The organism is Yimella radicis (assembly GCF_054778255.1).
In genome coordinates, this window is sequence record NZ_BAAGZR010000025.1 from 234,676 (window position 1) to 252,572 (window position 17,897).

General features: G+C 67.7%; 19 protein-coding genes. All 19 read right to left on the reverse strand.

Annotated features, from left to right (window positions below; all coding sequences use genetic code 11):
• The 19 genes from ACYU8W_RS14105 to ACYU8W_RS14195 all read right to left on the reverse strand — a co-directional run bounded on the left by ACYU8W_RS14105 (position 1) and on the right by ACYU8W_RS14195 (position 17,880).
• Positions 1–456 carry a MarR family winged helix-turn-helix transcriptional regulator gene (locus tag ACYU8W_RS14105; protein WP_239702458.1) on the reverse strand — a complete coding sequence of 152 codons (456 nt, stop codon included), beginning with the start codon at positions 454–456 and terminating at the stop codon, positions 1–3.
• 72 nt (positions 457–528) lie between these two features.
• Positions 529–1,440 carry a M15 family metallopeptidase gene (locus ACYU8W_RS14110; protein ID WP_499470037.1) on the reverse strand — a complete coding sequence of 304 codons (912 nt, stop codon included), beginning with the start codon at positions 1,438–1,440 and terminating at the stop codon, positions 529–531.
• A gap of 57 nt (positions 1,441–1,497) precedes the next feature.
• The gene (gene hemB / locus ACYU8W_RS14115; protein WP_141927550.1) at positions 1,498–2,469 is read right to left on the reverse strand and encodes a porphobilinogen synthase; all 972 of its coding nucleotides are present in this window, start codon (positions 2,467–2,469) and stop codon (positions 1,498–1,500) included.
• Positions 2,470–2,580: 111 nt separating this feature from the next.
• A complete protein-coding gene (locus ACYU8W_RS14120; protein WP_499470040.1) occupies positions 2,581–4,203 on the reverse strand; it encodes a bifunctional uroporphyrinogen-III C-methyltransferase/uroporphyrinogen-III synthase in 1,623 nt (540 codons plus the stop codon).
• 3 nt (positions 4,204–4,206) lie between these two features.
• Entirely contained in the window at positions 4,207–5,322 is a 1,116-nt protein-coding gene (gene hemC / locus ACYU8W_RS14125) for a hydroxymethylbilane synthase (RefSeq protein ID WP_129625207.1), read from the reverse strand.
• Positions 5,319–6,608 carry a glutamyl-tRNA reductase gene (locus ACYU8W_RS14130; RefSeq protein WP_499470042.1) on the reverse strand — a complete coding sequence of 430 codons (1,290 nt, stop codon included), beginning with the start codon at positions 6,606–6,608 and terminating at the stop codon, positions 5,319–5,321. The genes hemC and ACYU8W_RS14130 overlap by 4 nt, the downstream gene beginning before the upstream one ends.
• Entirely contained in the window at positions 6,605–7,276 is a 672-nt protein-coding gene (locus tag ACYU8W_RS14135) for a redox-sensing transcriptional repressor Rex (protein WP_129625205.1), read from the reverse strand. Before ACYU8W_RS14135 ends, ACYU8W_RS14130 begins: the two co-directional genes overlap by 4 nt.
• Before the next feature lie 173 nt (positions 7,277–7,449).
• The gene (locus ACYU8W_RS14140; protein WP_129625204.1) at positions 7,450–7,686 is read right to left on the reverse strand and encodes a glutaredoxin family protein; all 237 of its coding nucleotides are present in this window, start codon (positions 7,684–7,686) and stop codon (positions 7,450–7,452) included.
• Positions 7,686–8,918 (reverse strand): lysophospholipid acyltransferase family protein, encoded by a 1,233-nt coding sequence (locus tag ACYU8W_RS14145; protein ID WP_499470045.1) that lies wholly within the window; start codon positions 8,916–8,918, stop codon positions 7,686–7,688. The genes ACYU8W_RS14140 and ACYU8W_RS14145 overlap by 1 nt, the downstream gene beginning before the upstream one ends.
• Positions 8,911–9,891, reverse strand: a complete 981-nt coding sequence (locus ACYU8W_RS14150; RefSeq protein WP_499470047.1) for an NAD-dependent epimerase/dehydratase family protein — start codon at positions 9,889–9,891, stop codon at positions 8,911–8,913. Before ACYU8W_RS14150 ends, ACYU8W_RS14145 begins: the two co-directional genes overlap by 8 nt.
• A gap of 95 nt (positions 9,892–9,986) precedes the next feature.
• A complete protein-coding gene (locus ACYU8W_RS14155; protein WP_003792170.1) occupies positions 9,987–10,085 on the reverse strand; it encodes a 30S ribosomal protein bS22 in 99 nt (32 codons plus the stop codon).
• Positions 10,086–10,182: 97 nt separating this feature from the next.
• Complete coding sequence (locus ACYU8W_RS14160; protein ID WP_141927542.1) at positions 10,183–10,383, reverse strand: helix-turn-helix domain-containing protein; 201 nt, start codon at positions 10,381–10,383, stop codon at positions 10,183–10,185.
• A gap of 214 nt (positions 10,384–10,597) precedes the next feature.
• A complete protein-coding gene (locus ACYU8W_RS14165) occupies positions 10,598–11,809 on the reverse strand; it encodes an acetoin utilization protein AcuC (RefSeq protein ID WP_499470051.1) in 1,212 nt (403 codons plus the stop codon).
• Between the two features lie 53 nt (positions 11,810–11,862).
• Complete coding sequence (locus ACYU8W_RS14170; RefSeq protein WP_239702464.1) at positions 11,863–12,402, reverse strand: GNAT family N-acetyltransferase; 540 nt, start codon at positions 12,400–12,402, stop codon at positions 11,863–11,865.
• A 106-nt stretch (positions 12,403–12,508) separates the two neighbouring features.
• Positions 12,509–13,339, reverse strand: a complete 831-nt coding sequence (gene proC, locus ACYU8W_RS14175) for a pyrroline-5-carboxylate reductase (RefSeq protein ID WP_345770865.1) — start codon at positions 13,337–13,339, stop codon at positions 12,509–12,511.
• Between the two features lie 29 nt (positions 13,340–13,368).
• The gene (locus ACYU8W_RS14180) at positions 13,369–14,322 is read right to left on the reverse strand and encodes a proline dehydrogenase family protein (RefSeq protein ID WP_499470054.1); all 954 of its coding nucleotides are present in this window, start codon (positions 14,320–14,322) and stop codon (positions 13,369–13,371) included.
• A gap of 25 nt (positions 14,323–14,347) precedes the next feature.
• Positions 14,348–15,193, reverse strand: a complete 846-nt coding sequence (locus ACYU8W_RS14185) for a transglutaminase family protein (protein ID WP_499470056.1) — start codon at positions 15,191–15,193, stop codon at positions 14,348–14,350.
• Positions 15,190–16,116 (reverse strand): alpha-E domain-containing protein, encoded by a 927-nt coding sequence (locus ACYU8W_RS14190; protein ID WP_499470058.1) that lies wholly within the window; start codon positions 16,114–16,116, stop codon positions 15,190–15,192. The genes ACYU8W_RS14185 and ACYU8W_RS14190 overlap by 4 nt, the downstream gene beginning before the upstream one ends.
• Before the next feature lie 3 nt (positions 16,117–16,119).
• Positions 16,120–17,880 (reverse strand): circularly permuted type 2 ATP-grasp protein, encoded by a 1,761-nt coding sequence (locus tag ACYU8W_RS14195; RefSeq protein WP_499470399.1) that lies wholly within the window; start codon positions 17,878–17,880, stop codon positions 16,120–16,122.
• Between the last annotated feature and the right edge of the window lie 17 nt (positions 17,881–17,897).

Consider the following 17,897-nt stretch of genomic DNA (forward strand, 5'->3'; position numbering starts at 1 on the left):
TCACAGTGACGCGCGAACCTTCATCATCGCGGCACCGAGCTCCACCAACTCCAGGCGCTCCAGCACGTCGACCAGATGCCGGCGAACACTCATCACGTGCACCTGGGCGGCGACCACGACGGCCTCCATCCCGGCTTCGGTGAGGACCAGCTCGACGCCGCGGCCGTCGTCGGCGGCAGCACGCCGTTCGACCCAGCCCCGGCGTGCCAGACGGTTGGCGGTGTGCGTGACCCGGCTGCGTGATTGGACGATGAGTTCGGCGAGGGTGCTCATCCGCAGCACCCGGTCAGGTGCCTCCGACAGCATCGAAAGCAATTCGAACTCCGACAGCGACATGCCTGCCTCGGTCTGTACCTCGTTGTCGAGCACAGTCTCCAGCGCGCGTGAACCGCGGATGTAGTGCCGCCACGCGAGCTGTTGTTCGTCATCAAGCCACTCGACCCCAGAGCCACTCATGCAGATAACTTACGCGCAGGCCGGCCCTCAACGGTCTCGGTCGTACAACGATCAACTGGCCATCGGTGCAGGTCAGGCCACGGGTCGGGGGTAGTCGGCTGCATCGTCGAGGTCGAACGCTTCCTCGAGGGTGGCGGTGTCGGAGTCCTGCAGGTAGGTCGCCAACCAGCGTCCGACGTAGCGCAGGTGCCACGGTTCGTACCGGTAGCCGGTGACCTCGTCGCTGCCACGGGTGTACCGGACGATGAAACCGTGCTCGGCCGCGTACTTGGAGGCCCAGCGTCCGGCCGCGGTCTCGGCGAAACAGCGTTCGAGATTGCAGACGCCGTTCGCGATATCGATCACCAGGCCGGTCTGGTGCTCGCTGTGGCCAGGACGGGCCGAGTAGGTATCCGCCTTCTCGGCGCCGTCGCGCCGGACGTAACCCTCGTACAGCTGCTTCTGTCGCTCCGCGGAGCGGTAGCTGCTCGCCACCCAGAAACCGGATCCGTCCTTGTCGGCGGCCTTCGCCATCGGCCGATAGGCATCGAGAGCACGAACCTCGAGACGCCCACCCTCGAACTCCTTCAGCTTCTTGGGCACGTACCTGGCGGCGCCGTGTCGCTTGTTGACCACGAACCACGGGCTGCGCTTCAGGTCGTCGGTGTCGAGGTCGATCGTGACGGTCCTGCGGTGGTCGCCGACCACGACGGCGATCGAGCGGGGCGCGGATTCTGCTCGAAGCGTGTGCTGGATCGGCACAACGGCCTTCCCCTTCGCGACTTCGCCGGTGCCGACCAACCGTCCGCGGTCGTACGCCTTCACCGCCGTGTCATCGGCGGCGTGCTTCACCTCCACACCGAGCGCGACGCGATCAGCGGTGACGGGCACAGGGACGACGCGGGTCAGCTTCGGCGCCGCCTCAGGAGCAGCCACGGCGGAGCCGGCAACTGTGAGCATGCTTGCTGCCGCGGTGGCACCGGCGGCGATGGAGAGCAGTCTCATCGGGTGGCCTCCCAATCGAAGGTTCGAGCGGACTCTTCCAGGTCGAGGGTACGCGGGTCAGCCCAGACGGCGCGCGACCTCGGCGGCGTAGTAGGTCAGGATGATCTGCGCACCCGCACGCTTGATCGCGGTCAACTGCTCGGTCACCATCCGGTCGCGGTCGATCCACCCGTTCGCGGCAGCGGCCTCGATCATCGCCATCTCGCCACTGACGTGGTACGCGGCGACCGGCACGTCGGACGTCTGCTTCACCGCGGCGATGACGTCGAGGTAGAGAGTCGCCGGCTTCACCATCACGATATCGGCGCCCTGTTCGATGTCGAGGCGCACTTCGCGCAACGACTCGGTGAGATTGCCCGGGTCCTGCTGGTAGGTCGCACGGTCACCCTGCAGCGCGGAGTCGACGGCCTCGCGGAAGGGTCCGTAGGCGGCGGACGCGTACTTGGCGGCGTACGCCAGCACAATCACGTCGGTGAAGCCCGCGTCGTCGAGTGCGGCCCGCACGACCTCGACCTGGCCGTCCATCATGCCGCTCGGGCCGACGACGTGAGCGCCGGCTCGTGCCTGCGCCACCGCCATCCGTCCGTAGATCTCCAGCGTCGCGTCGTTGTCGACGGCACCGGTCTCGGTGAGCACACCGCAGTGTCCGTGCGAGGTGAACTCGTCCAGGCACAGGTCGGCCATGAGCACCGTCGACGCACCGAATTCGTCCCGCAAGCGACGCAGCGCGACATTGAGAATGCCGTCCGGATCCGTTGCGCCCGAACCGATCTCGTCACGCTCGGCCGGAACGCCGAACACCATCAGGCCACCGACGCCGGCGTCGATCGCCTCGCGTGCGGCCTCCACCAGCGAGTCGAGCGTGTGCTGCACGACTCCCGGCATCGACGAGATCGGCGCCGGCTCGCTGATGCCCTCCTTCACGAAGAGCGGGAGCACCAGGTCAGCCGGGTGCAGACGCGTCTGCGACACCCACCGGCGCACAGCCGGACTCTGCCGCAGACGGCGCGGACGGACGATCGGGTTCACGGCTTCTCCTTGCTCTGTCGGACAAACGCCGAGTGGCCGGGCTATGAACGGGTGGCCGGGCCATAGCTCGGCCACTGGTTCATAGCCCGGCCACTCGGTGAAGGTTTCGGATCAGGCCTTGGCCTTGCGGCGCGAGGTGGTGCGCCGCTCGCTCGGGCGACGGACCGCCTCACCGGCCTCGGCGGCCGACAGGGCGAGGCTTCGACCGAAGTCGGCCAGCGCGTCCACCAGTGCTTCGGCGGACGGCTCCGGCGACATGACGTCGACGCGCAGGCCGTGCTCCTCGGCGGTCTTGGCGGTGGCCGGACCGATGCACGCGACGATGGTCGTGGCGTGCGGCTTGCCCGCGATGCCGACCAGGTTGCGCACGGTCGAGGACGAGGTGAAGCAGACCGCATCGAACTTGCCGGTCTTGATCGCCTCACGCACCTCGGGGGCCGGCGGCGCGGCGCGCACGGTGCGGTACGCGGTCACGTCGTCGACCTCCCAGCCGATCTCCTGCAGACCGGCCACAAGGGTGTCGGTCGCGATGTCGGCGCGCGGCAGGAAGACCCGGTTGATCGGGTCGAGCAACTCGTCGAACTCCGGCCATTCCTCCAGCAGGCCCTTGGCCGACTGCTCACCGGACGGGACCAGGTCGGGCTGAAGGCCCCACTCGCGCAACGCTTCTGCGGTCACGCCACCGACAGCGGCGATCTTCAGACCGGCGAACGCCCGGGCGTCGAGACCGAACTCATCGAACTTCTCGCGCACAGCCCGAACCGCGTTCTGGGAGGTGAAGCCGATCCACTCGTAGCGACCGGTCACCAAACCCTTGATCGCGCGCTCCATCTGCTGCGGGGTGCGCGGCGGCTCGACGCTGATCGTCGGAACGACGTCACTGGACGCCCCGAAGTCGCCGAGGCGCTCGGTCATCGAACCGGCCTGGTCCTTGGTGCGCGGCACCAGGACGTTCCATCCGAACAGCGGCTTGTTCTCCCACCACGACAACGTCTCGCGGTAGTCGACCGGTGAACCGACGACGGCGACCAGTTGGGCATCGTCGGCGAGCAACTTCAGGCCGGCGTCGACGGTGTCGAGGGTGAAGGTGTGCGTCTTCTGGTGGATGGTCGTGCCGTCGACGGTCACCGCGACCGCGGTCTCGGCGTCCCGTCCGGCTTCGAGGAGTCGGGCGAAGCTGGTGCGCAGGGTGTCCACGGTGCCGAACAGCACGACGGTCGTGTCAGCTGCGACCGACTTGGCGTAGTCGACCTTGGAGTCGCCCGGTGAGAGCAGGTGCACCGCGCGAGAACCGTTGTGTGTCAGCGGAATACCGGCGTATGTCGGCACTGCGGACGCAGCGCTGACACCGGGGACGATCTCGAACGGCACCGCAGCCTTGTGCAGCGCGGTCGCCTCCTCGGCGAGACCGTTGAAGGTGGCGGGGTCGCCGTCCATGAGGCGGACGACGAGAGCGTCCTTGCCCAGCTTGGCCGCGGCCTTGGCCGTCTTCACGACGAGCTTGGCCCGCGAGGCGGTGGTGAGAGCCTGGCCGGCCTCACCGTGGCCGGCGTCGACGATCTCGGTGTCCTCGCGGACGAACTTCGCGACGAAGTCCTCGCGAGCCACCCGGTCTAGGACGACGACGTCGGCGCGGCGCAGCAGGCTGGCGGCTCGCACGGTCAGCAGACCCGGGTCGCCGGGGCCGGAGCCCACGAAGGCGACTGCTGCAGGCGTCTTGGCGGTGGTGGTCACTTGTCACGCTCCATGGCGTCGGTGTTTGTTGTTCGGACTTTCGGGGCCGCCGGCCGAGCCGGCGTTGGTTGGTCGCCCGGGAGGGGGTTCGCACGCGTCGGCGACGATTTCGTACGCCCCGTGATGCTGCGCCTGTGCTTTCTGCCGGTGCTCCTCCTCGGTGCCGGCTCGCACGCTCCCCGCCACCGCATCGTCACCACCGGCGTCGGCGATGATCCGGTCCGCCCCGTCCTCCAGCAGCATCTGTGCCAGGTCGAGGCCCAGTTGTTCGGCCTTGTCGAACGGGCCGGTGATCGAGCGGCGCAGGTCATCGCTGCCGTCGGGTGCTCCGACGAACGCCCGAAGCGAGATCTCCAGGCTGCCGTCGACGTCCTCGACGACTTCGGCGAGCGCACCGACGGGTGCCGAGCACCCTGCCTTGAGTCCGAGCAGAACGGCTCGTTCGGCGGTCACGGCGGCGCGGGTGTCGGCGTCGTCGAGTGCGCCGACGATGTCGATCATCCGCCGGTCGTCCGCGCGCACCTCGATGGCGAGTGCACCCTGCCCCGGGGCCGGCAGCATCTGCAGCGGGTCGATCGCCTCGGTGATGCGGTCCTGCCGTCCGATCCGGCGAAGCCCGGAGCAGGCCAGGATGATCGCGTCCAGTTCGCCGTCGCTGACCCGCGCCAAGCGGGAGTCGACATTGCCGCGCAGCGGCCGCACCTCGAAGCCGAGGCCGAGCGCGTTCAACGCTGCGACGCGGCGCGGCGAGCCGGTGCCGATGCTCGAGCCGGGAGGAAGTTCGCCGAGGGTCAGTCCGTCGCGGGCTACCAAGGCGTCACGCGGGTCCTCTCGTCGCGGGATACCGGCGACCGTAAGGCCGGGGTGCCCCGCAGCAGGGAGGTCCTTGAGCGAGTGCACCGCGAGGTCGACCTCGCCCTGCAGCAGCGCTTCGCGCAGGGCGGCTGCGAAGACTCCCGTGCCACCGATCTGGGTCAGCGGGGCGCGGTTGGTGTCGCCCTCGGTGACGATCTCGACCAGTTCGACCTCGTGACCGAGCGCACGCAGCGCGTCGGCGACATGGCCGGACTGGGTCATCGCCAGGTGGGACCGGCGGGTGCCGAGCCGAAGTGCGCTCATGAGTCGCCTCCTACCTGTCGCGGGATGGACGACACCTTCGAGACGAAGGGGTCGATGTCGAAGAGCGTGCGCAGCAGGGAGGTGTACTCACTGCCGTCCTCGGAGCCCGCGAGTTGTTTCATCCGCACGGTCGGGGTGTGCAACAACTTCTCCACGATGCGGTGGACGCTGAGCTGCACCTGCGCGCGTTGGCGGTCGTCCAGTTCGACGCGGGAGTCCAGGCGTTCCAGTTCGGTCGCGACCACGTCGGCGGCGTACCGGCGGATCGCGGCGACGGTCGGGCCGACGGATGCGGCGCGCCGATTGAGCACGAACTCGGCGACCTCGGCGGTGACCATCTCCTCGACGGCGTGCACCTGCGAGCGCGAACCCTCGGACTCGGTGACCTCGCGCAGGTCCTCGAGCCAGAGCACGGTGACTGCGTCGAGGACGGCGACCGCGGGGTCGACGTCGCGGGGCAGGGCGAGGTCGAGGAAGACCTTCGGACGGTCGCCGCCGGTGACGTGCTCGATCTCGACGACATGTCCTACGGCTCCGGTGCAGGACACGACGAAGTCGGACTCGGCGATCGCGTCGGCACGCTCGTCCCACTCTCGCGCGGTGGCGCCGGTGGCCGCAGCCAGGCGGCGCGCGTTCTCCAGCGTCCGGCTGACGATCGTGATGTTCTCCACGCCCATCCGGCTGAGGGTGTGGGTGGCGAGCGCACTCATCGCACCCGAACCGATGACCGTCGCACGGGCCCGCTGGATCGGGCCGATCCGGTGTTCGGCGAGCGCAACTCCACGCTCGATCAGGCCCTTGCTGACCCGGTCGATCTCGGTCTCGGCGTGCACCTTCTTGCCGACGCGCAGCGCCTGCTGGGCGACGTTCTCCAGCGCACTCCCGAGGTGCCCGTGTTCGCGGCCGTCCTGCAGGGAACTGCGCAACTGACCGAGGATCTGGCTCTCGCCGATCGCGAGCGAGTCGAGCCCGGCGGCCACGGAGAACAAGTGCGCGATCGCCCGCTCCTCGTAGTGGGCGTACAGACTGTCGCCGAGCTCTTCGAGGCTGAGTCCCGTTACCGCGCAGAGCGATTCGCTGATCTGGGTGACGGCACCGTGGAAGGTGCCGACCTCGCCGTAGATCTCCACCCGGTTGCAGGTGGACACGATCATCCATTCCTCGACGTGGTCGCCGCCGCGCAGCACGGCGTCCAGCCGCGCGCCGCGCTCACCGGACAGGGCGGCGCGCTCGAGCAACTCGACGGGCGCCGAACGGTGCGACAACCCAACGACCAGGAGACTCACGAAGGAACCTCCACAAGGGGAGCAGGTTCGGGACGGGTGCGCTGATCGTGGAAGGCCAGGATCTGCAGTTCGGTGGCGAGGTCGACCTTGCGCACGGCGACCGATTCCGGCAGATCGAGCGGCTCGGAGGCGAAGTTCAGGATGGAGCGGACGCCGCGGGCCACGAGATCATCGGCGGCGGCCTGCGCAGCGTGCGGCGGCGTGGCGATCACCCCGATGACCGACTCGTCGGCGGCAGGGCGGAAGCCGTCGAAGTCGACGATCGCCAGAGCACCCACATGCATGCCGGTCAAGGCCGGGTCGTTGTCGATGAGCCAGCGCACCTCGAAGCCGCGAGTGGCGAATCCGCGGTAGTCGGCCAACGCGCGGCCGAGGTTGCCCATGCCGACGATGGCGACGGCGAAGTCGCTCTGTAGGCCCAGTTCGCGGGTGATCTCCTCCGACAGGCGCTCGACGTCGTAACCGACACCACGCACGCCGTAGGAGCCGAGGTAGGAGAGGTCCTTGCGCAGACCGGCGGAGCGAACGCCTGCGGCGTCAGCCAGTTCGTCCGAGGACACGACGTCGATCCCACGGCCGCTGAGGGCACGGAGCACCCGCAGGTACACCGGCAGCCGAGCGACGGTCGCATCCGGGATGTCCCGGCGCGACGCGGACGTGTTGGTCACAGGGAACGAATCTCCTCCCGATGAGATGGCGGCGTATACCAAACGCTCGTCATCCCTGGCACATGACCCCCCGAGAGTAAGTCCTCGTGAACGCAGGCACAAAGTCGCATGAACGCGCGAAACGTGCTACAAGGCCTCTGTGGTATAGCCACCCTCGGCCTTCGCGAACAGTTTCAGGCGGTGAGGGCAGTACGCAGTCGGGACTCGCTGACCCGCCAGTAGTCGTGCTGCTTGCCGTCGATGAGCGTGACCGGGATCAGTTCGCCGTACGTGTGCATCAGGTCGGCGTCGCCCTCGATCGAGAACTCCTCGTACTGCTCCCCCAGATCGGCGCAGACCCGCTGGATCACCGTGCGGGCGTCGTCGCACAGGTGGCAGCCGGGCTTGCCGTACAGGGTGATGCGCGCCATCAGAAGAAGACCGAACGTCGTTCCAGCAGTAGGGAGTACAGCGTCTGCTGGATGGTCTCGCGCACCTGGTCGGTGACGTCGAACAACACCATCGGGTCATCGGCGGCGGCAGAGCCGTGGTGCTCGGTCTCGATCGGCGTGCCGAACTCGATGATCCACTTGCTCGGCAACGGGATCGCACCGAGCAGGCCGAACAACGGGAACGTCGGGGTGATCGGGAAGTAGGGGAAACCGAGCAGCCTGGCCACGCTCTTGGCGTTGCCGATCATCGGGAAGATCTCCTCTGCTCCGACGATCGAACACGGGATGATCGGGGCGCCGGCACGGACGGCTGCGGACACGAAGCCACCGCGACCGAAGCGCTGCAGACGGTAGCGGTCGCTGAACGGCTTGCCGACGCCCTTGAACCCCTCGGGGAAGACGGCGACCAGTTCGTCCGATTCGAGCAAGCGCTCGGCGTCGGGGTTGGCCGCCAGCGTGGTGCCGGACTTACGGGACAACTCTCCGATGAACGGCGACTGGAAGACCAGGTCGGCTCCGAGCATCCGCACGAAACGGTGGTTCGGGTGCTCGTCATGGATCGCGACCTGGGTCATCAGTCCGTCGACCGGAACGGTGCCGGAGTGGTTCGCGACCACCAGGCCCCTGCCCTCGGCCGGGATGTTCTCGATGCCACGCACCTCGACCCGGAACCAACGCTTGTACAGCGGCCGCAGCAACGGGATCCAGATCTCGCGGGTGAACTCCTCGTCGAAACCGAAATCGTCGATCGCGTAGTCACCGTTGAGCCGTCGCCGCAGGAAGGCCAGCGCGGACGCGACCCGGCGTTCGAGGTCATCACCCGACAACCCGGCGGCAGTGCCTGCCGCGCGCAGCACCGAGATCAGCGTCTGGACGAAGATGGCCGGGTCGACCGGCAGTCCGAAGGGCAGCTTGTTCTCGAACGGATTGCCGGTGGCGGCGAACCCCTCGTCCTGATCGGGCGCCGGGTCGGGCACGACGTGCAGCGCCGGACGCGGCGACTTCGCCTTCGCCTGTACTGACGACCGGGTGGGCCGACGGGTCGTCTTCGAGCCGAGCGAGTCATCGGTTCGCGCGGCAGCACGCAGTGGCTTGGCCGCGGTCTTGCGCGGCGTCGACGCCTTGGTGGCGCGCTTGGACGCCGGTTTGGCCGATGGCGCCTGGTTCGCAGCGGATTTGGCAGCCGGCTTGCGGCCCTTGGGCTCAGCCATGCGCAGCTCCGACCAAGGCCGCGCGTCGTGATGGTGAAGCGAACACGTCGGCGAACGCCTCACGTGTGGTCAGTGCGGGCTCGAACCGGAGCTCAGTGCGCATTCGGCTGGTGTCCATTCCTCGCCCGTAACACAGGAAGTCCATCTGGGACGCCGCGAAGCCCTTGAGTCCGACCCGGCGAGTGAGCTGCTCGACCAGACCGCTTGTCTGAGGCACGACCGGGACGATCGGCTTGCCTGCGATCCGCGCAGCCTGACGGACAGTGAGCAGTCCGTCGGCCGCAATGTTGATCGTGCCGTCGAGATCGGACAATGTCGCGGCGCGCAACGCCTGCAGCGCGTCGTCGAAGTGCAGTAGTTGCATCCGTCCGTCGAACCCCATCGGTACCGGCATGATCGGCATCGAGAAGTAATCGGACAGCTGGCTACTGAAACCGCGTCCGACGACATTGGCCATGCGCAGGGTGGCGACCTGGACGTCGGGACGACGGCGCGCGAAGCCTCGCACGTAGTTCTCGACCTCCGCCGAGTCCTTGCCGAATCCACCGGCGGGCATCCGCCTGGCCTGGAGTTCTTCGGTGAACATCGCGGGGTCGCGCGGCGAGGAGCCGTAGACCGCGGACGACGACTTCACGACCAGCCGCTGCAGGGAGGACGCGCGCTGGCAGGCGGCCAACAACTGCATCGTCCCGATGACATTGATCTCCTTCTGGGAGGTGCGTCCACCGGCCTGTTTGGGGGTGAGGATCACGCCGAGGTGCAGCACTGTGTCGACGCCCTCATGGGCGATCACCTTGCCGACCATCGGGTTGCGGATGTCGGCGCGCACGAACTGGGCACGGCCCAGGCTGTGCGAGGGCGGTACCGCGTCGACCGCGATGACCTTCTCGATCTCGGGGTCACGGGACAGCAGTTCGGCGGTGCGACCACCGATCCGGCGCGAAACACCCGTGACGAGGACGATCCGTCCCATGCTCACCCCTTTCGACGCCCCGATCCTATGCGTTCGGGACCCTACGCAAGAGGCTCCGTCCGAATCGGACGGAGCCATCTTGTGGCGAAGAAGCCTTACTTCTTGTTACGGCGCTGGTGACGCGTCTTGCGCAACAACTTGCGGTGCTTCTTCTTGGCCATGCGCTTACGGCGCTTCTTGATCACGGAACCCATGCGTCAGCGGTGTCCTAACTGGTTATCGAGGAACAGAAAAGTCAGTGGGCGCGAGCCCTTCGGGCTACTTTACGCCATCGACGGCGAGGCCGGAAAATCAGGCGGTGCCCATGTAGGACTGCTTGAGGTAGTGGTGCACCGCGTCCTCGGGTACCCGGAACGACCGACCGACACGGACGGCCGGCAGTTCACCGGCGTGCACGAGGCGGTAGACCGTCATCTTGGAGACCCGCATGATCGCGGCCACCTCGGCGACCGTCATGAATGTGGTCTCGCCGATCTGACGCTCTTGCTCCATTTAGGATCCCAGCCCTCTCGTGGCGATGGAAGCCATGGCCCAGGGCGGTCTGCGCTGAACTCATGTGGTTGATGTTGCCTTGGAGCACCTTAGGGGCAGATGTGCTCCCTTGGAAAGTTCTGGGGGACTTTGTCCATCCGACACGCCGACAGTGGCCGAAACCGCTCGAAATACTGCCCGGCCGCTCCGCATCGGTGCCCTGTGGGGTGCGATCTCAATCGAACCAGATGTCCAGGCCATGGTGCGGGAAGACCGCTTCACGGGTGGCCATCACGGCGCGGTCGACCGGGTTGTCGGGGTCGCTGCCGGTGGCCCAGGAACGGAACCAGACATGCCCTCCCTCGGCCACGCCGTCGCCCATCCGCGGCGGGCCCGGGCGCCCGACGCGCTCTGTGACGTGGTCGCGCCACTCCTGCGGGACGGGCGTCTCAAGATCGATCGGCTTGTGCGCGGCGATCGCGGTGAGGTGCGTCCACGAGCGCGGGACGACGTCGACCAGTTCGTAGCCTCCTCCGCCGAGCGCGACCCAGCGTCCGTCACAGACCTCGTGAGCCAGGTCGTGGATGGTCTCGAACGCGGTGCGCTGAGCGTCGATGCTGATCGCCATGTGCGCGAGCGGGTCGGAGTAGTGGGAGTCGCAGCCCTGCTGGGTCACCAGGATCTGCGGCTTGAACGCGCGCACCAGCGACGGCACCACCGCGTGGATCGCCCGCAGCCAGGCAGCGTCCCCGGTGCCCGCCGGGAGTTCGAGGTTCGCAGCCGAGCCCTCGGCTTCCGGACCACCGATGTCACCGGGAAAACCGGTGCCGGGGAACAGGATTCGTCCGGTTTCGTGCACCGAGATGGTCAGCACTCGCGGGTCGTTCCAGAAGATCTGCTCGACGCCGTCGCCGTGGTGCACGTCGACGTCGATGTAGGCGACACGTTCGACGCCGTTGTCGAGCAGCCACCTGATGCCGAGAGCGGCATCGTTGTAGATGCAGAAGCCGGCGGCGCGGTCAGCCATCGCGTGGTGCATGCCGCCGCAGTAGTTGACGCCGTGGTCGATCTCGCCCTGCCAGACGGCCTTGCACAGGTCGCGGGTCGCGACGGCGATGCGGGCGGAGGTCTCATGGATGCCGACGAAAGCCGGGTCGTCCTCGGTGCCCAGCCCGAAGCGCTCGTCGGCATTCGCCGGATCCAGGGAGGCGGCCTTGACCGCATCGACGAAGTCGGGGCTGTGCACTCCCGTGAGAAAGGCGTCGAGATCGGGTTCGTCGTCGACACCGACCACTTCGACGCCGGGCAGGTCGAGCACGCCGAGCGCGCGTGCCAGCCGGGTGGTGAGGTCCAACCGGACCGGGTTCATCGGGTGCGTTTCCCCGAAGTCGTACTGGGTGAGTCGGTCATCCCAGACGACTCGGACCGACGGCGTTGTCGATGCCATGGGCGCCTGCGGCTTCTACGAGTAGGTGGTGTTCCTGCGCCGGCGACGAAGGATCAGTCGAGGACCGACGACGGCACCGAGGACGGGTCGTCGCCGAGGGGGTAGACCATCGCCATCTCATCGTCGTCCTGGGTGTCTTCAGTGGCACCCTTCATCGGACGACGCGAATCGGTGGGACGGAATCCGAAGCTGCTCGCGAAGGCGACGGCCCGACCGTTGTCGGTGCCGACCCAATAGAGCAGGAACTTGTAGCTCTCCTGTTTGGCCTTCTCGACGCCGGCCTCGACCAACTTCCAGGCCACACCCTGGCCACGCAGGCGCGGGGTGACCCATAGTCCGAACAGTTCGCCCACACGCGCCTCGTCGGTGCTGCGGTCTCCGACGGAGACCACTCCGACGATGTCGTCACCGTCCTGCGCGATCAACCGACGGGAGCGCTCCAGGCGAGTACGCCAGAAGTCCTCGTCGTAGTCCTTCTCCTGGGCTGCGGATGCGGCGAAGGCCTCGGGCGACTCCTCCAGCGAGCTCAGGCGAACGGAACGGTAGGTCTCCCACTCGTCCGTACCAAGCGCGCGAATCGTGATTTCGCTCATGCACTCCACCTTTCCATGCCAAGCATTTCCTCCCGGCTCCGGGCCGGAAGTCGCGGCTGCAGCCTATCCGGCACGACCGACGACACGCCCGGCCAGGTGGGCACGGTCAGCCCTGGGCCAGTTCGGCGGAGCGATGTGCGGCGGCTTCCATCGCGGTCAGGAAAGCCGCGCGCACCTTGTGGTCGTCCAGTTGCCGCAACGCCGCCATCGTCGTTCCCCCGGGTGAGGACACCTGCTCGCGCAGCACGGTCGGGTGCTCACCTGTCTCTTTGAGCATGGTGGCCGCGCCGACGACGGTCTGGACGACGAGCTCGGTCGAGGTGTTGCGCGGCAGCCCGAGCAGCACGCCGGCCTCGATCATCGCCTCGACCACGTAGAACAGGTACGCGGGGCCGCTGCCGCTGATCGCGGTGATCGCGTCCATGTGGTGCTCGGCGACCGTGACGACCTTGCCGCAGCCCTCGAGCAGACGGGTCGCCTCGGCGAGATCGTCGGCGCCGCAATGGGTTCCGGGGCTGACCGCGGCCATGCCCTGATCAACGAGCGCCGGGGTGTTGGGCATCGCGCGGGCGACCGGGGTCCCTTCGGGCAACCGCGCCTCCAGGTACGCCGTGGCGATTCCGGCGGCGATCGAAACCACCAGCGCTCCCGGTTCGAGCCGGTCGCGGATCTCGTCCAGCAGCGCACTCATGTCCTGTGGTTTCACCGCGAGCACCACTGTGTCGGCGCCTACGACGGCGTCCGCCGGGGACGCGGCCCGGACACCGTGCGTGGCGAGGATCTGATGCGCGCGGGCCTCGTGCCGGTCACCGACCACGACGTGATCAGCGGGCTGACCGCTGCGCAACAGACCGGCGAGCAGGGCCTCCCCCATCACGCCGACGCCGAGTACGGCCAGGCGACGCGGGGTGCCCGCGGGTGCCGAGGATTCTGACACTGGTACCTCCGGGATGGAACGGACGGGGTTCAGCTGCGGCTGCTCAGCGCACGCAGGAAGAACGCCGTGTTCGACGGTCGTTCGGCCATTCGACGCACCAGGTAGCCGTACCACTCGTCGCCGTACGGGACGTACACGCGCACCTGGTTTCCGGCGTCCGCGAGACGCTGCTGCTCGTTCGGGCGGATGCCATAGAGCATCTGGTACTCGAACGAGTCGGGGGCGCGGAGGTTTTTGGTCGCGAGCGAACCGGCGATCTCGACGATGCGCGGGTCGTGGCTGGCGATCATCGGGTAGCCCTCGCCCTCCATCAACACCCGCATGCACTTCACGTAGTTCATGTCGATCTCGCCCTTGTCGGCGAAGGCGACGGACGCCGGCTCGGCGTACGCACCCTTGCACAGGCGGACGCGGCTGCCTTCGTACGCGAGGTCGCTGCAGTCACCCTCGGTGCGGCGCAGGTAGGCCTGCAGCACGGCACCGGTGTCGGGGAAGTCCTTGCGCAGCTCGGCGAGGGTCTCCAGCGTCGCGTCGGTGGTGGTGTGATCCTCCATGTCGAGAGTCACCGTGGTGCCGGCGATTGCCGCGGCCTCGCAGATCGAGCGAGCGTGCTCCAGGGAGATCTTGCGACCGTCCTTGGGCAGGGCCTGGCCGAGTGCGCTGAGCTTCACGCTGACCTCGACACGTCCGCCGTCGGTGAGGCAGGCGTCGGCGAGCTCGGCGAGCAGATCGAGGTAGGCGTCGCGGGTGTGGATCGCCTGCGCACGGTCGAGGGTGTCCTCGCCGAGGAAGTCGATGGTGGCGAGCTTGCCCTCCACGTCGAGCTCACGGCTGACCCGCACGGCGTCCTCGGTGGAGGTGCCTGCGACGAACCGCTTGACGACGTCCTTGCTGACCGGCGCCTTCTCGACGACGTCACGCACCTTGGTGTTGCGGCTCAGGCCCATCAGTCCGCTGCGCAGCACAGCACTCGGGTCGACCATGACTCTCCTTCAGCTCGTTCGATGGTCAGGCCAGTCGGCTGATTTCCACCGTGACGGACATCTTGCTGCCGGGCGTCCCGGTGAAGATGCCCCGCAGTGGCGCGACGTCGGTGTGGTCGCGTCCGTGTGCGACCTCAATGTAGAAGTCGTCCGGCTCCCGCTGCATCGCAGGGTCGTACGCCATCCATGTGCCGTCCCACCATTCGATCCATGAGTGACCGTGACCGGTGATCACTTCGCCGATCGGCACCTCGCTGTCACGCAGCAGGTAACCAACGACGAAACGGGCCGGGATCCCGGCGGACCGAAGCGCGGTGATCATCATGTGCGCGAAATCGGTGGAGCCACCCTCCCCCGCGTCCCAGACCTTCGCGGCCTGGGGTGCGTGCGAGAAGCGCTCCGGGCGGTAGGTCACCTTCTCGTGCAGCGCGGCAACCACGGACTCGACGAACGTCGCCGGGGTGTCGGCGTCGTTCCGGATCCGCTGAATGGCCGCAGCGAACTCGCCGACCGCGCCGCAGTGGCCCGAACACTCCAACAACTCGCCGTACTCGTCGCTGACCGACTTCTCCTGCATCTGGTCCCAGCCGAGGTGCTCGCCCTCCTGCCGGGTGCGGTGGACGGTGACCGTGCTGATGGCGACGACCTTGAGTTCACCGTGCGGTTCGTGCAGCTCGAAGGTGGTGACATTACTGCCCCAGTAGTCGACCCAGGAGTCCTGCCACGGCGTCGGGGTGATCTCCATCCTGGTGTGCGAAACCGTTTGTGCCAGAGTCGATCTGGGCACCATGCGCGCCTCGTTGTACGACGCGACGGCGGGTCCGGAGTAGGTATAGCCGGCCCGGTGGACCAGGCGCAGGGTCACGCTCACGATTCACCTCGGATCCACTCGGGAGGGAGAGCTCCCTCGAAGTAACGCTTGGACACTGCCTCGGTCGCCTGTGCGCACACCCGCTGCAGCGACTCCATCTCCCTGGCGACGTCGCCGAGCAGGTCGCTGATCGAGCGGTACTCCAGCTGGGCGAGGGCCTGCCCCACGATGCGGCGCGCATCGCCGGAGAAGCCGGTGCGGTGCTGCTTGGGATTGAGTTCCTCGAGGCAGGTGGCCGCCTCGTTGAGTGAGTACCTGACAGATCGCGGGAACAACCGGTCCTGCAGCAGGAATTCGGCTGCGGAGCGGGGAGATTCGGACGCCCGGTAGATACGGGTGAACGCGTGTGCGGCACCGCAGGCGCGCAGGGTGACCTGCCAGGACGCTGCCGAACCGGTGCCGTACGTCGTCATCAGGATGACCCGGGCGGTCATGTCGACCCGCTCGATCATCCGGCCGAGGCGGATGAACTGCCACCCGTCGTCGTGGCTCTGGGTGTTGTCGGCGAGCGCTGCGATCATGTTCGCTCGCTCACGAACCAGACGGAACGCGTCCGCCGGGCGCATCGAGGCGAGCTGGCCGTCGGCGACCTGCAGGTGGGTGGTGTTGAGCGCCTCCCACAGTTCGGTCGAGACGATCTCGCGCGACCGACGCGCGTTGTCGCGGGCCATGGTGAGCGCGTACGCGATCGCGGACGGCTGCTGGGAATCGGTCAGCAGGGAGCGCAGCACCTCGTCCACGTCGGCCGGACCGTCGTGCCCGACGGCCATGGCCGCGAGCAGCGACTGGCAGGTGGCGTCACGGTCGAGCACCGGGTCCTCGACGAGCAACTGCAGGTGCACGTCGAGGATGCGGGCGGTGGCCTCGGCGCGCTCGATGTAGCGACCGATCCAGAAGAGGGATTCAGCGATTCGACTCAGCATGATCTAGAGCGCCCCCTCGTCCTCGACGTCCGGATCGAGTTCGATCTGGGGTTGCTCCTGGGGTCCGGCTTCGGCCGGCTCTTCCGACTGTGACGATTGCGACTGGGACTGGCTCTGCGAGCCACCACCGCTTTGCGACTGGCTCTGGGCCTGTCTCTGCATCCCGCCGTCCAGACCGGGGTGAGCCGGCTGCCGCGCCGAGCCCTGGGACTGGGACTGTGACTGGGCCTGTGACTGCGAGAAGCCAGGAGTGACGACCTCCGCCGTCTCTGCGGCTTCCTCCGCCGCCTCGCGTTCAGCGGCAGCGCGCGCCGTCCGCTGTGCGGGGTGCAGGACCGCCGACTCGTCGGCGGGCTCGGGGGTGACGATCGGGTCGCCGGGCTCGGGAGCCAGCACCCAGGTGTCCTTCGAGCCGCCACCCTGACTGGAGTTGACGATCAGCTCGCCCTCGGGCAGCGCGACGCGGGTCAGGCCGCCGGGCAGCACCCAGACCTTCTCCCCGTCGTTGATCGCGAACGGACGCAGGTCGACGTGACGCGGCGCCAACTCGCTGCCGATCAACGTCGGCACGGTGCTCAGCTGGACGACGGGCTGGGCGATCCAGCCGCGAGGGTCCTCCAGGAGGCGGGCGCGCAGTTCGTCGAGTTCTTGCATGGTGGCCCGCGGGCCGATCACGATGCCCTTGCCGCCGGCCCCGTCGACGGGCTTGACGACGAGTTCGTGCAGTCGGTCGAGCACCTCTTCGCGGTGGTCCTCGTCCTCCATCCGCCAGGTGTCGACGTTGGGCAGGATCGGCTCCTGCGCCAGGTAATAACGGATGAGATCGGGCATGTAGGTGTAGACGAGCTTGTCGTCGGCGACGCCGTTGCCGACCGCGTTGGCGATGGCGACATTGCCGCGACGGGCCGCGTTCAGCAGGCCGGGCACGCCGAGTACCGAATCCCGTTTGAAATGAACCGGATCGATGAAATCGTCGTCGACCCGGCGGTAGATCACGTGCACCGGTAGGAGGCCGTTGGTGGTGCGCACGCTGACCCGTCCGGCCTGTGCGACGAGGTCGCGCCCTTCGACGAGGCGGACCCCCATCAGACGAGCGAGCAAGGCGTGCTCGAAGTAGGCCGGGTTGTAGGAGCCAGGAGAAAGCACGACCACGCTCGGATCGCCGATACCGGACGGAGCACTGGCGCGCAGGGCGGCGAGCAACTTGCCGGGGTACTGCGTGACCGGGCGAATGCGGTGGTGCGCGAAGGCTTCCGGCAGACCGGCGGACATTGCGCGCCGGTTCGTCATGACGTAGGAGACACCGGAGGGAATGCGGACGTTGTCCTCCAGCACCCGGAAATCGCCCTTCGCGTCCCGGATGAGGTCGATGCCGGCGACGTGCACGCGCACGCCGGCAGGAGGGTTGATGCCCTTCGCGGCGCGCAGGAAGTGCGGGCTGCTGGTGACGACGCGACGCGGGATCACGCCGTCGTTGAAGACCTGGCCCTCTCCGTAGATGTCACCAAGGAATGCCTCGAGTGCGCGAACCCGTTGCGCCACACCGGCTTCGACGTGCGACCAGGCCTTGTTGTCGATCAGACGGGGAATGATGTCGACCGGGAACGGCCGCTCCTCGCCACCGATGTCGAACGTGACGCCCTGGTCGAGATACGTGTGCGAGAGGTAGTCGGCTCGCGTACGCATGTCGTCCGGGGTCAGCCGTTCGACCTGACGCCTGAGCTCGACATACGCCGGACGCGTGGTGGCGTCCTCGGCGTACATCTCGTCGTAGGTGTCGG

What these genes read in the sequence shown, in the direction of transcription:
- ACYU8W_RS14195 (WP_499470399.1), bottom strand. Translation starts at nt 17,880, where the DNA reads ATGTACGCCGAGGACGCCACCACGCGTCCGGCGTATGTCGAGCTCAGG.
- ACYU8W_RS14105 (WP_239702458.1), bottom strand. Translation starts at nt 456, where the DNA reads ATGAGTGGCTCTGGGGTCGAGTGGCTTGATGACGAACAACAGCTCGCG.
- ACYU8W_RS14180 (WP_499470054.1), bottom strand. Translation starts at nt 14,322, where the DNA reads ATGGTCGACCCGAGTGCTGTGCTGCGCAGCGGACTGATGGGCCTGAGC.
- ACYU8W_RS14160 (WP_141927542.1), bottom strand. Translation starts at nt 10,383, where the DNA reads ATGGAGCAAGAGCGTCAGATCGGCGAGACCACATTCATGACGGTCGCC.
- ACYU8W_RS14170 (WP_239702464.1), bottom strand. Translation starts at nt 12,402, where the DNA reads ATGAGCGAAATCACGATTCGCGCGCTTGGTACGGACGAGTGGGAGACC.
- ACYU8W_RS14140 (WP_129625204.1), bottom strand. Translation starts at nt 7,686, where the DNA reads ATGGCGCGCATCACCCTGTACGGCAAGCCCGGCTGCCACCTGTGCGAC.
- hemC (WP_129625207.1), bottom strand. Translation starts at nt 5,322, where the DNA reads ATGAGCGCACTTCGGCTCGGCACCCGCCGGTCCCACCTGGCGATGACC.
- ACYU8W_RS14190 (WP_499470058.1), bottom strand. Translation starts at nt 16,116, where the DNA reads ATGCTGAGTCGAATCGCTGAATCCCTCTTCTGGATCGGTCGCTACATC.
- ACYU8W_RS14165 (WP_499470051.1), bottom strand. Translation starts at nt 11,809, where the DNA reads ATGGCATCGACAACGCCGTCGGTCCGAGTCGTCTGGGATGACCGACTC.
- ACYU8W_RS14110 (WP_499470037.1), bottom strand. Translation starts at nt 1,440, where the DNA reads ATGAGACTGCTCTCCATCGCCGCCGGTGCCACCGCGGCAGCAAGCATG.
- ACYU8W_RS14145 (WP_499470045.1), bottom strand. Translation starts at nt 8,918, where the DNA reads ATGGCTGAGCCCAAGGGCCGCAAGCCGGCTGCCAAATCCGCTGCGAAC.
- ACYU8W_RS14155 (WP_003792170.1), bottom strand. Translation starts at nt 10,085, where the DNA reads ATGGGTTCCGTGATCAAGAAGCGCCGTAAGCGCATGGCCAAGAAGAAG.
- ACYU8W_RS14150 (WP_499470047.1), bottom strand. Translation starts at nt 9,891, where the DNA reads ATGGGACGGATCGTCCTCGTCACGGGTGTTTCGCGCCGGATCGGTGGT.